The organism is Pseudomonas sp. yb_9 (assembly GCF_043103635.1).
GTDB lineage: Bacteria > Pseudomonadota > Gammaproteobacteria > Pseudomonadales > Pseudomonadaceae > Aquipseudomonas > Aquipseudomonas monteilii.
The window spans coordinates 1-12,035 of sequence record NZ_JBICKA010000010.1 but is presented as its reverse complement, the minus strand read 5'-3'; the positions used below and the strand labels follow the sequence as shown (position 1 = coordinate 12,035).

Genomic DNA, 12,035 nt, shown 5'->3' with positions numbered 1-12,035 from the left:
GGGTCTCAAGGTTGTTGGCTAAGTTGAGCGTCTGATGACGGCCAGTAGTGGGTCAGCTGCAGGTCGATCAGGGCCTGGCGGGTGAAGCCCGTGGCCAGGTCGTGGGTGATGTCGTAGGGCGCGCGGATCAGGCGATTGGCCAGGGCATACTGGCCCAGCGCGTCGTAGTGGGCCTTGAGCTGGGCGTCGCTTTTCGGTGCCCAGCGCGCTTTCCACGCCACCGGGTCGTCCTGGTCGTCACGGCGCAATACGCTTTCGCTGACGCCCGCACGCGATGACAGCGCGTAGTACGCGTCGCGGTTCTGCTCCTGGGAGATCCACCAGGCCGCACGCACCCAGGCGGTGGCCACCAGTTGCGTCAGGTCGGCGTGCTCTTGAACGAAGCGGTCGGTGCCCCACAGGTCCGACACCAGCCGCCAGTCATTGGCGCCTTGCTTGGTCGACCAGAGGATGCGTGCCACGCCTTTGTCTTCCAGGGCATAGGCTTCGTTGAGCAGCACGGCGGCGTCCACTTTGCCGGCGGACACCGCAGCGGCACCGACCTGCGGGTTGAGGTTGGCGATCTTGAAGTCGCTCAGTTGCAGGCCTTGGCTTTGCAGGAAGTTGCTGAAGGCGAACTCCCAAGGCCGGCCACGGTGCAGGGCCAGGCGTTTGCCCTTGAGGTCCTGGATGCTGCGGACCGTGGAAGTGCTTGGCACCACCAGGTAGATGTTGTTGCCGCTGCCACCGGGCACTACCAGTTTGCCCGGCACCTGGCCGGCCCCGGCGATCACCGAGGGCAGGTCGCCGCGCACGGCGAAGTCCAGGCTGTCGTTGCTGAAGCCTTCGTTGATCTGCGGCCCGGCGCCGGCATGGGGCAGGGCGGTCCATTGCAGTTTCACGCCGCGAGCGGCCAGTTGCTGTTCCAGCCAGCCTTCCTCGATCACCCGCCCGGGGATACCGCCGAACACCGGCGCACCACCTTGGGTGAAGGCGACAATGGCAATGCGCACTGCCGCCGGTTGCTCCGCCGCCAGTGCAGCCAGGCTGGTGAACAGGCCAAGCAGCAGGGTAAGGGCATGACGCCAGGGGTTGTTCATGTGCGGCTCCAGGCAAAGGTTTGACAGGCCTGGAGCGAAATGCATGCCAGCCATTTGAAAATGGCCTGCAGGCCAAGGTTGACGGGGCTTTGGATCAGGTGTTGCTGAAACGGGCAGGGGTTGGCTTGCTGAACGGCGTGCAGGGGAGTGCTGGCGGGTTGCTGCTGTAGCAGCAGTTGACTGTTGAAATATTGAATATTTCCAATTCGAATATATAAATACTAATTAATAATTTTTTGATCTAATTTGTTTCATGCACTATTGGCTGGCGCGTCAACTGCCAGGAATGCCCCCATGTCGCTGATCACCCACCCCAATGCCCGCGAGCTGACGAAGTCGGTACGTGCCACCGTGCTTGTGTTCAAGGATCCGCGCTCCCAGGAACTGCTCAGCCGTATCGAGCGCCTGGCGCCCAGCGAGGCCAATACCCTGATCATCGGCGAAACCGGCACCGGCAAGGAGCTGGTCGCCCGCCACATCCATCACCTCAGCCGCCGTGGGCGTGAGCCATTCGTGGCGGTGAACTGCGGTGCTTTTGCCGAAACCCTGGTGGAGAGCGAGCTGTTCGGCCACGAGAAAGGCGCGTTTACCGGTGCCACCAGCAACAAGGCCGGCTGGTTCGAGGCGGCCAATGGCGGCACGCTGTTTCTCGACGAAATCGGTGACCTGCCGCTGAACATGCAGGTGAAGTTGCTGCGGGTGCTGCAGGAGCGTGAAGTGGTGCGCCTGGGCTCACGCACGCCGATCCCGATCAACGTACGGCTGGTGGCGGCAACCAACGTCAACCTGGCCGATGCGGTGGTGGCGGGGCATTTCCGCGAGGACCTGTTCTACCGCCTGCACGTCGCGACCATCCGGCTGCCGCCGCTGCGCGAGCGGCCGGGGGACATCCTGCCGTTGGCGGAATTTTTCATCGAAGAGCATTGCCGGCGTTTGGGGTACGAGAGCGCTTCGCTCAGCCCGGATGCTGAACGCAAACTGCTGGCGCATAGCTGGCCGGGCAACATTCGCGAGCTGGAGAACGCCATTCACCATGCGTTGCTGGTGTGCCGGTATCAGGTGGTGGCGCCAGCGGACTTGCACCTGGTCGATATGCGGCCACAGGTAGCGGCGCCCGTGCCACAGGCCTACTTGCCGGCAGCGAGTGCGGCCCCGCCCGACCTGGAAAGCGCATTGCTGGCGCTGTTCGAGCAGAATGTGCCAAACCTGTATGAGCATATCGAGGAGACAGTGTTCAGGGCGGCGTACCGCTATTGCCACGGTAACCAGTTGCAGACGGGGCGGTTGCTGAACATCAGCCGCAATATCGTGCGGGCGCGGCTGGAGAAGATAGGCGAACTGACAAAAGCATAGAGTGCTGACCTCATGGAAATGTTGTGGGAGCGAATGGCCGCACAGATTTCGGTTACGTGATGAACCGCACCTGGCTGTTGATCTTGTCGATCACCGCCCCGAACTCACGCACACGGTTCACTCAGAGGGGCTCCGGCATGCCAAGGTCCTGCCACCACCGGCCATGTACACATCGACAATGCAGTGATCGGCATCAGGGATGATCTCCCAGTCCAGCCACGGGATTTTCGAACCGGTGTTGGTGCCGGTGTTCTTCTCGATGAAGGTTCCCACTGCGTTGTGGCGCAACGGCCCCTGAATGGTGGCTTCCTTGGTGGCGTTTTCGAGGATGCCTTCCATCTCACCCAGCAGCGGGAAGCGTGCGCCGGCATGTAGTGCCGTAAACAACGCACAATGAATTGAATACGATGCATTTTTAAGGTTTTTCTATTTTTGCACTGTATTCGATGCACTAAAGAATGAATGAACTAGGCAATCTGATAAAAAAACTGCGTAAGGAGGCTGGCCTGTCACAGGCACAACTTGCGCAGCGGCATGGTATGAGCCGGGCGACCATCTCGGGCATCGAGAACAACACGATTCCCGAAGTCGGGATCCGCAAGGTCGCCGCAATCCTTGAGGGCCTGGGGTACGAGTTGACGGCAACGCCCAGGCGTCGGCGCAAGACCCTTGACGAGTTGAAGGCCGGGGGTATCCATGACCAGCCAGCGTGATCGTTTGTACATTGGCGCCAGCGGTGAGGCTGTCGGAACATTTGGCCGCAGCGAGGATAACCTGCGTGATTCGGTCTTTGTTTACAACGCGGCGGTCACTGAGGAACAGGCTGTTTCCCTGACGATGCCGGTGCGCCTTGAAAGCTACACGTGGGAGTACGGCATACACCCACTGTTCGAAATGCATATCCCGGAAGGGCACCTCAAAGAGGAATTGATGCGCCGTTTCAGCAAGTCGGTGCGGGGTTTTGACGATTTTGCCCTGCTGGGGATTGTCGGTCCGCACCAGCTTGGCCGCATCAGTACTGCCCAACAAGCCAGCGACCAGCCGTTACCTGGCATCAACCTCGCCAATCTGCTTATACACGACGGTGCCAAAGAGCTGTTCAATGACCTCATGAGTACCTACGCGATCTACTCTGGGGTATCGGGTGTTCAGCCCAAGGTGCTGGTGCGCGATATCGACGAACCTGGCGCCGAAGGTGGCCGGTTCACGCATCGCGGTGCTACGCACTTAGTAAAAGCGTTCAATGAAGCAGAGTTTCCCCAGTTGGCCGCCAACGAGTTTTTCTGCATGCGGGCGGCCTTGCACTGTGGCCTTGAAGTACCAGAATTTCAACTGAGCCAGCATGGGCAATTTCTGGTTGTGAAGCGCTTCGATATCGGCTGCGACGGCTACCTCGGGTTTGAAGACATGTGTGTGCTGTCCGGGTGGGGGACGCGCAAGAAGTACGACGGCAGTTACCAAGGCTGCGCGCAACTGATCAAGCTTTATGTCACCCCCGGCCGGGTACCGGACGCGCTGGAAAGCTTCTTCACGCTGGTAGCGCTTTGTGCGGGCATCCAGAACGGCGATGCTCACTTGAAGAACTTCGGCCTGCTGTACGAGAACTGTGCGCAAGATGCCGACATCCGGCTTGCACCCGCTTACGATCTGGTGACCACGACGGTGTACAACAGCCATGACATCATGGGGCTGTTGCTGGGCGGCTCCAAGGCCTGGCCCAAACGCAAGATGCTGGTGCAGTTCGGGCGCACCGCCTGCAACCTTACGCAATTGCGCTGCGATGAGTTGCTCAACAGAGTCGAAGTCGGCATCAACCGTGCGATGGCGGAGCTATCAGATTATCGCAACAGCCATCCGGCATTTGAGTGCTTGGGGGAGAAGATGGCCGCAGCGTGGGCCCAGGGCATGAACAGAAGTATTGGGGCCTAGGGTTTCCGATTTGGCCACGCGTTATACTCCGCGCCATTTTGCCAATGGCCGGAGTACGCTATGCGCCAGGTTTTGCTCATCGTCGATGTCCAGTCCACCTTCAGCCCGCCCGAGTGGCTGGTCGATGGTTTGCGGCGGTTGTCAGCGAATATCCCTACCATTGCCTCGGTCGAGCTGCATGACGAACAGGTCACACCGTTCGAGCGGCAACTCGGCTGGCACCCGGCGGCTGAGGACGAGAGCCTGGTCGAGGCCGACCAGGTCTTTATCAAGCATGGCTACGGGCAGAGCGCCGAAGCTATCGCGTACATTCGGCAGCTGGGTGTAGAGCGGGTGCTGGTGTGCGGGCTGCAGACCGAAACCTGCGTGCTGGCCGCTGGCTTTGCCCTGTTCGATGCGGGGCTGACGCCTACCCTGGTGACGGACATGACCGTAGGCTCTTCGCTGGACCGTTCGGGCAAGCTGGGCATCGCGTTGTGGCAGCATCACTTCCGCCAAGTCACCACCTCGGTAGAAGTACTGGCCGAACTGGCCGGACAGGCCGGACAGGCCTGACGAATGGAATCACTTTGCCACCAATGGGCGCCAATGATTATCATTGTCGATTGTTGCCCGTTGATCGAGAAGGATCTCCATGCTGAAAAAGCCTTACCTGGCAGCTGTCCTGCTGCCTGTTGCAATGCTCTGGGGCAGCCTTGCCCATGCCTTTACCGATGGCATTGACCGTTCTGTCACCCTGGAAAAGACCGCGCAGACATTCGTGGTGCAGAAGGACGGTAGCTACCGTGTGGACGTAGACAGCGTCATGCTGATCAACGAAGAGCGCGCCATCAAGGCCAATGCCGAACAGCCGTTAAGCTACAACCGTTCGTTAGAAACGCTGGAGGTGCTGGAGGCGTACACGCAAAAGCCCGACGGCCGCAAGGTGCAGGTGGATGCCGCGCACATCAAGGAGCAGCAGGAGCGCGCCTCTGCGCAGGCGCCGATGTTCCAGGACTCGGTCAACAAGGTGGTCATCTTCCCCGAGGTGGCGGTGGGCGACCGGCTGGTGCTGCGTTATCAACGTAACCGCACGACACCGCTGTTCCCAGGGCACTTCGAAGACATTACTGCGCCGCCGTTTCACCCGGTCGGGCAGTTTTCGCTGACCTATGACTTGCCGCAGGATATGCCGCTGCAGGCCGATGCCCGCGGTTTCGAGGCATCGTCACCTGCCACCGGGCAAGGGCGCACGGTTCATCGCTGGGACTATGTGCCGGCTGCGCGGGCGCGGATCGAGACCGGGGCGGTGTCGTACCTGGACTACGGCTACTACCTGGCGGTGTCGACCTTCTCCGGCTTCAAGGATTTCGCCCAGGCGTATCAGGCCAGAGCTACGGTCGAGGTCACCCCACCGATCAACGATCTGGCGAAGCGCCTGACAGCGGGGTTGCCCACTGCGCGGGAAAAGGCGCTTGTCCTCAGTGACTGGGTGCGCGAGAACATCCGCTATGTGGCGGTGTATGTCGGTGCTGGCGGGGTAGTGCCGCATGCCGCGCAAACCGTGCTGGACAACCGCTACGGTGACTGCAAGGACCATGTCGCGTTACTGGAAGCGCTGTTGAGCGCGGCGGGTCTCAAGAGCACACCTGCGCTGGTGAACCAGGGAAATGCCTACGTGTTTCCCAAAGTGCCGACCTTGGGTGTACTGAACCATGTGATCACCTATGTGCCGAGCCTGGACCTGTACCTCGACTCGACCGACCCGTCGATAGCAGCGGGTTACCTGCCGCTGACCGTGCTGAACAAGCGTGTGCTGCTGACGGCCACCGGCGAGTTTGGCAAAACCCCGGCCATGCAGCTGAACCAGGTTTCCAGTGACTTGTTGTTCAAGGTAAAGGCTGATGGCGCCGCCGACTTCACCCACGTGTCGACGGTAAAGGGATGGGCCAGCGAGATGAGCCGCTTTGGCGTGAAACTGATGAAGCCGGCAGACCGCGACATGCTGGTGGAAAGAGTACTGGCTGCTTATGGCCAGCGTGGCAGTGGTTCGTTCAAGGTTGCACCGCCTGCTGCCAACGGCGACTTTGTCAGCACCGTGGACGGGCACACTGAAAACCTGGTCAACCTGCCAGGGCCAGTGGGCGTGGCGACCCTGACCAGCCTGGCGGGCGGTATTTCGCAGAGCGTGTACAGCTTCACGCTGGAGAAGGAACGCAGCCAGCGCTTCGTGTGCATTTCCAACGACGTGGTGGAAACTTCGCGCTTCGAGTTCCCGGCCCAGGTCAATGTACTGGCGATTCCCAAACCTGTGAAGTTGCAGGAGGGCAACGTCGACTACAGCGCTCGCTACACCCAGGAGGGCAATGCGGTGGTGGTGGAGCGGCGTTTCAGGTTCAGCCGGCCGGACCTGGTATGTACGCCTGAGGATTTCATGGCCATGAAACCGGCGCTGGAGGCGATGGTCCGCGACCTGCAGAGCCAGATCATCGTGCAGGCGGGGTAAACCGTTTGAGCAACTGGGGCTGCGCAGCAGCCCCCGGGTGCGTCAGCTCAAGCGGAGGTGGCGCGCTCGGCCGCATCTGCTCTGCGGGCCGGGTCCTGCTTGTTCCTGCGGGTGAGTAGAAGGCGCAACAGGGTATTCCAGCAGTACGCCACAAGCACTCCGCCGGCCAGTGCCAGGGTTACCTCGAACAGAGGATGATTGAAAATACGGTCTGCCAGCGACTGGAACTGGAAATGCGTCAGGTAGATATACAAGGTTGACGAGGCAATCAACGCCCCTGCCCGCGCCACTAGGGCAGGCACTGGCACCGAGCGCACCCAGATCAGGGTCAGCATCGCCGGTAGGGCAATGTCGATATAGCGCGAGAACGCCTGCCAGCCCACGCCAGCAATTGCCATCAGGTCCAGCTCGCCGACCACCAGCACCGCCACCGCGCTGGCCACCCATTTACGCGCGGTAGTGTCGGCATGGTGCACCGCCATGCCCAACACCATGACGGCCAGGAAGTGCTGGGGTACCCGGTTGAACAGCGCACCGGCGTCGAACACGAAGCGGCTGACCAGCACATCCACTGCCACCAGCGCACAGGTCGCAATGATCAGGTAGCGGAACGGGTCGGCAAGGACCACCTGGCGTACACGCCGGATCGACAACACCAGGCCGATGATCAGGATCATCTGTACCAGCACTTCGATGTACCAGTAATTGAACACACTGACCTCGCTGGCCGGGAACCAGTTGGAAACCAGCAGCAGCGATTGCCAGTGCAGATGGTCGAACACCAGCTGGATCAGCGCGGTGTACAGCACCGTTGGCACCACGATGGCTGCCAGCGACCTGAGCAGTGTGCGCGCATCGCCACGTTCCTCAATGGCCTTGAGCTGGAACCGCGCCAGGCTGATGCCGGAAACCAGGAACAGCACCGACGTTTCGCCCACGATCAGCCAGTGGTCGAGCGCGCTCAGGTGGCCGACCACGATCAGGATGATGGCGAGCATGCGCACGAACACCGGCATTTCCATCACCCGCCAAGGGCCCTTGGGCGGTGCACTCAGCTCGGCCAGCTGGCACACCGGCAGGGTTTCCCAACGTTCCGGGAGGTGACCGATCAGCTCCTCCAGCACGCGTGAGGCCTGCACGAACGACAGCGAGTCGCCGCCCAGCTCGACGAAACTCAACCTGGCGTCCAGGCGTGGCACCTGGAGGATGCGCGCCCAGGCGGTGCTCAGCTTTTCCGCCAGTGGGGACAGGAGCACGTTGGCCGTGTCGTCAAAGGGCGCAGGCAGGGCGCGTTTGTCGAGCTTGCCGTTTGGGGTGAGCGGCAGGGCATCGAGGAACACGAAAAGCGCCGGCACCATGTAGTCCGGCAGTTGGCCGCTGAGCGCCTGGCGCAGTTCATCGGCGGTGGTGGGCTTGCGGCTGACGCAATAGGCAACCAGCCGGATCGAGGCGCTGTCGTGATTGGCCACGACCACGCATTGCCCGATGTGTGGGTGGCGGGTGATGGCGTTTTCGATTTCCGCCAGCTCGATGCGATGGCCGCGGATTTTCACCTGGCTGTCGCCGCGTCCCAGAAAACGGGCGCTGCCATCGGCCAGGTAGGTGCCCAGGTCACCCGTGCGGTAGCAGCGGTCGCTTGGGTCGCCGGTGAACGGGTTGGTGACGAACTTGGCCTCGGTCAGTGCCGGGTCGCCCCAGTAGCCCTGGGACAGGTACGGGCTGCGGATCAGGATTTCGCCCGTTTCCCCTTCGCTGACCAACTGGTTGGCCGGGTTGACCACCAGCAACTGTGCATTGGCGATGCCCTTGCCCAACGGGACACGCGCATTGTCGGCGTGCGGATCAAGCGTATGGAAGGCCATTGCTTGGGGGGTTTCGGTGGTGCCGTAGAAGTTCACGTTGACGGCGTTGGGCGCAATGGCGCGGATCTGTTGGTACAGCGCCGGGCTGAGCGCATCGCCGCCCCAGAACAGGAAGCGTAGCCGGTCGAGTACCTGGCCATTCAGGTGTGCGCCGGTTTCGATCAGCTTGCCCAGTGGCGGGGTGAGGTGGATCACGCTCACGTTGTGCTGGTGAATCCAGTTGGCCAGCCGGGACGGGTCGGTCAGGGTTGACTGGGCAGGGCAGGCGATGGTCGCGCCAATCGACAGAGGCGTGAACACGTCGCGGTACACCGGGTCGTGGCCCAGGCCGGAAAGCAGGGAGAAGGTGTCGGCCTGGGTGAAGCCATGCTGGCGTACATGCCAGTCGATGAAGTGCACCAGCGGTGCGTGATGGGTGACGATGCCCTTGGGCTCGCCGGTGCTGCCCGAGGTGAAGGTGATGTAGGCGGGGTGTTCGGGGTTTACGACGGGCAGCGCCACAGGCAGGTTGGGGAAGGCTTGCAGTGCGTCTGCGGGGGCTTGCGGCACCGTAACGACAAGAGAGCCGTCGCTATCGACGGTTGCCTCGCCACAGCGCAGGACCACGGCCGGCCCCAATGTGCGGACGATCTGTGCAACACGCGCAGGCGGGTAGGCGGCGTCGGCCACGGTAAAGGCCAGGCCAGCCCGCAGGCAGCCGAGCATGGCGTATACCAGGGCGGCGCTGCGGCTGGCGACGATGACCACACGATCGGTGCCGCTGGCAGCGTTTTCTACCAGATAGGCGGCAACGCCCTGGCTGATCTGCGCGAGTTGTGCATAGCTGCAGGTGGTGTACTGGGCGATGATGGCGGTGGCATCCGGGCAGCGACCGGCCTGCTCGAGGAACGCGTGGTGAATAGGCTGCTCGGCACGGTACTCCAGGCACAGCGTCGGGTTCGGGCGCAGGTCCGGCATGATGGGTAAGGGCTCCACATGAACGTTGGGGCTGGCTGGTAGCACAACGCTAGTGCAGGGTGGCTGATGGCGCCAATGTCGCGCGATAGCCGGGCGCGTGTCCTGCACAAAACCTGAAAGGTTGCGCGATCATTTCTCTGCATTGAACGCACTAATTTTCCCGCAGCGCCCTACGTCTACTTGAAAGCCCCCCTGCACCACGTGCACAGCGGCATCCATCATTCAAGGAGACAGACAATGACTTCCGTTTTCGACCGCGACGATATCCAGTTTCAGGTAGTGGTCAACCACGAAGAGCAATACTCGATCTGGCCCGACTACAAGGCCATCCCCAACGGCTGGCGTGCCGTGGGCAAGAGCGGCCTGAAGAAGGAATGCCTGGCCTACATCGATGAGGTCTGGACCGACATGCGGCCACTGAGCCTGCGCAAGAAAATGGCCGAAGCCGCCGCCCAGTGACCGCACTGAACCTGCTGTGCCTGCCGTATTCCGGGGCCAGCGCCATGGTTTACAGCCGCTGGCGGCGCAAGCTGCCGGCGTGGCTGCAGGTGCGCCCGGTGGAGCTGCCCGGGCGTGGCGCACGCCTGGCCGAGCCGTTGCACACCGACATGCAGGCGCTGGCCCGGCAACTGGCCGCCGAGCAGCGCCTGGCGGCCAATGGGCCCTATGCGTTGCTTGGCCATAGCCTGGGGGCGTTGCTGGCCTTCGAGCTGGCTCATGAACTGCAAGCGCTGGGCTGTCCGTCGCCACTGGCATTGTTTGCCTGCGGTACCGCAGCGCCGACCCGGCGCGAGGATTACGATGGCAAGGACTGGCGCGAGCCCAAGAGCGACGCCGAGCTGATGAGCGAGTTACGCGAGCTTCAGGGTACGCCCGAGGAAGTGCTGGCCAACGCCGAGCTGATGAGCCTGACCTTGCCGATCTTGCGCGCGGATTTTCTGCTTTGTGGTACTTACGCCTACCGTCAGCGGCCGGCCCTGCAGTGCCCGCTGCACGTGCTGGGCGGCGCGGACGACCGGGCCAGCGAAGAGCAGTTGCAGGCCTGGCGCAAGGAAACCCAGGGTGACTTCTCGCTGCAGATGTTCCCGGGTGGCCACTTCTTCATCCATGAGCACGAAGACCCCGTGCTCGACGCGTTGACCGCAGCACTGCAGCCGCTTCGGCTGTCTGCCTGATTGACGTTGCCGCTTGCCTGGGGGAGGCTAGGCCTTTTTCCAGGCAAGGGGCAGACAATGCTGATCGATCCACACAAGGCCGCACTGCTGGTCGGTGAACAGCCCTGAACGGCCGGTTACTGGGTGCCGGGTTGATGGCCCTGGCTCTGCTGCAAGGCTGCGTCGGGCACCGTGAGGAAGCGCCCGAGGCGGACCCGGCCAAGGTCCGTGCGCAACTGTTGCGGCTACTGCCGGCCCAGACCAAGGACCGCGAGGGCTGGGCCAGGGACATTCAGGTGGCGTTCGAAACCCAGCGCATTACCCCAAGCAAAAGCAACCTGTGCGCGGTGCTGGCCGTGACTGAACAGGAATCCACTTTCAGCGCCGACCCGCAGGTACCCAACCTGGGGCGGATCGCGCGCGAGGAAATCGACCGCCGTGCCGCGCGCCTGCATATCCCCAAATTGTTGGTCGACGGTGCGCTGAAGACACCCTCGGGCAACGGCCAAAGCTACCAGCAGCGCTTGCAGGCGGTGCGCAGCGAGAAGCAGTTGAGCGAGCTGTACGACGAGGTGATAGCCCGTGTGCCGTTGGGCAAGACGTTACTGGGCGGGCTCAACCCGGTGCATACCGGTGGTCCGATGCAGGTCAGCATCGATTTTGCCGAAAAGCACGCGCAGGGCTACCCCTACAGCCACGATGGCAGTATTCGCCAGGAGGTATTCAGCCGGCGTGGCGGCATGTACTTCGGTATTGCCCACCTGTTGGGCTACCCGGTCAACTACGAGCGCCAGCTTTACCGTTTTGCCGACTTCAACGCCGGTTGGTACGCCAGCCGTAACGCGGCCTTCCAGGCGGCACTGAGCAAGGCGACTGGCGTGACGCTGGCTTTGGATGGCGACCTTATTGCGCCGGGGGCGATCATGCCGGGGAGCACTGAACTGGCTGCGCGCAAGCTGGGGGTGAAGCTGGGGCTGCGTAATCCGCAGATTCGCAGCCAGCTGGAAGAGGGCGACCGTTTGGCGTTCGAGGACAGCAAGCTGTACAGCGGGGTATTTGCCTTGGCAGATGCCAAGGCTGGCAAGCCGGTGCCACGGGCGGTGTTGCCTGGGATCGAGCTGAAGAGCCCAAAGATCACCCGCAAGCTTACCACGGCGTGGTTTGCCGGGCGGGTGGATGAGCGCTACCAGCGGTGCATGAAACGGTAGCATTGTGT

At 62.2% G+C, this 12,035-nt stretch carries 10 protein-coding genes and 1 pseudogene; 8 read left to right on the top strand and 3 right to left on the bottom strand.

What is annotated here, in order from left to right; translation table 11 throughout:
* Nucleotides 1–5 precede the first annotated feature (5 nt).
* The gene (locus ACF8MI_RS03025; RefSeq protein WP_060501582.1) at nucleotides 6–1,079 is read right to left on the bottom strand and encodes an ABC transporter substrate-binding protein; all 1,074 of its coding nucleotides are present in this window, start codon (nucleotides 1,077–1,079) and stop codon (nucleotides 6–8) included.
* A gap of 294 nt (nucleotides 1,080–1,373) precedes the next feature.
* Between ACF8MI_RS03025 and ACF8MI_RS03020 the strand changes: the two genes are divergently transcribed.
* Nucleotides 1,374–2,432 (top strand): sigma-54-dependent Fis family transcriptional regulator, encoded by a 1,059-nt coding sequence (locus ACF8MI_RS03020; RefSeq protein ID WP_104835100.1) that lies wholly within the window; start codon nucleotides 1,374–1,376, stop codon nucleotides 2,430–2,432.
* A 141-nt stretch (nucleotides 2,433–2,573) separates the two neighbouring features.
* Here the strand turns inward: ACF8MI_RS03020 and ACF8MI_RS03015 are convergent.
* A pseudogene (locus ACF8MI_RS03015) lies at nucleotides 2,574–2,807 on the bottom strand (fumarate hydratase); the annotation flags it as partial.
* A gap of 83 nt (nucleotides 2,808–2,890) precedes the next feature.
* Between ACF8MI_RS03015 and ACF8MI_RS03010 the strand changes: the two are divergent.
* The 4 genes from ACF8MI_RS03010 to ACF8MI_RS02995 all read left to right on the top strand — a co-directional run bounded on the left by ACF8MI_RS03010 (nucleotide 2,891) and on the right by ACF8MI_RS02995 (nucleotide 6,846).
* Complete coding sequence (locus tag ACF8MI_RS03010) at nucleotides 2,891–3,145, top strand: helix-turn-helix transcriptional regulator (RefSeq protein WP_104835098.1); 255 nt, start codon at nucleotides 2,891–2,893, stop codon at nucleotides 3,143–3,145.
* Complete coding sequence (locus tag ACF8MI_RS03005; RefSeq protein ID WP_200929326.1) at nucleotides 3,129–4,361, top strand: type II toxin-antitoxin system HipA family toxin; 1,233 nt, start codon at nucleotides 3,129–3,131, stop codon at nucleotides 4,359–4,361. The genes ACF8MI_RS03010 and ACF8MI_RS03005 overlap by 17 nt, the downstream gene beginning before the upstream one ends.
* 60 nt (nucleotides 4,362–4,421) lie before the next feature.
* Nucleotides 4,422–4,916, top strand: coding sequence for an isochorismatase family protein (locus ACF8MI_RS03000; RefSeq protein ID WP_104835096.1), 495 nt, complete (start codon nucleotides 4,422–4,424; stop codon nucleotides 4,914–4,916).
* Nucleotides 4,917–4,995: 79 nt separating this feature from the next.
* On the top strand, nucleotides 4,996–6,846 hold the full coding sequence (locus tag ACF8MI_RS02995) for a DUF3857 and transglutaminase domain-containing protein (protein WP_200929327.1): 1,851 nt from the start codon (nucleotides 4,996–4,998) through the stop codon (nucleotides 6,844–6,846).
* A gap of 47 nt (nucleotides 6,847–6,893) precedes the next feature.
* Here the strand turns inward: ACF8MI_RS02995 and ACF8MI_RS02990 are convergent, their stop codons facing one another.
* Nucleotides 6,894–9,665: an amino acid adenylation domain-containing protein gene (locus tag ACF8MI_RS02990; RefSeq protein WP_200929328.1), complete on the bottom strand. Its 2,772-nt coding sequence runs from the start codon at nucleotides 9,663–9,665 to the stop codon at nucleotides 6,894–6,896.
* 237 nt (nucleotides 9,666–9,902) lie between these two features.
* Between ACF8MI_RS02990 and ACF8MI_RS02985 the strand changes: the two genes are divergently transcribed.
* The 3 genes from ACF8MI_RS02985 to ACF8MI_RS02975 all read left to right on the top strand — a co-directional run bounded on the left by ACF8MI_RS02985 (nucleotide 9,903) and on the right by ACF8MI_RS02975 (nucleotide 12,027).
* Nucleotides 9,903–10,124 carry an MbtH family protein gene (locus ACF8MI_RS02985; protein WP_060501572.1) on the top strand — a complete coding sequence of 74 codons (222 nt, stop codon included), beginning with the start codon at nucleotides 9,903–9,905 and terminating at the stop codon, nucleotides 10,122–10,124.
* Nucleotides 10,121–10,840 (top strand): thioesterase II family protein, encoded by a 720-nt coding sequence (locus ACF8MI_RS02980; protein ID WP_060501570.1) that lies wholly within the window; start codon nucleotides 10,121–10,123, stop codon nucleotides 10,838–10,840. Before ACF8MI_RS02985 ends, ACF8MI_RS02980 begins: the two co-directional genes overlap by 4 nt.
* A 134-nt stretch (nucleotides 10,841–10,974) precedes the next feature.
* Complete coding sequence (locus ACF8MI_RS02975; RefSeq protein WP_060501567.1) at nucleotides 10,975–12,027, top strand: DUF1615 domain-containing protein; 1,053 nt, start codon at nucleotides 10,975–10,977, stop codon at nucleotides 12,025–12,027.
* Nucleotides 12,028–12,035: the final 8 nt, after the last annotated feature.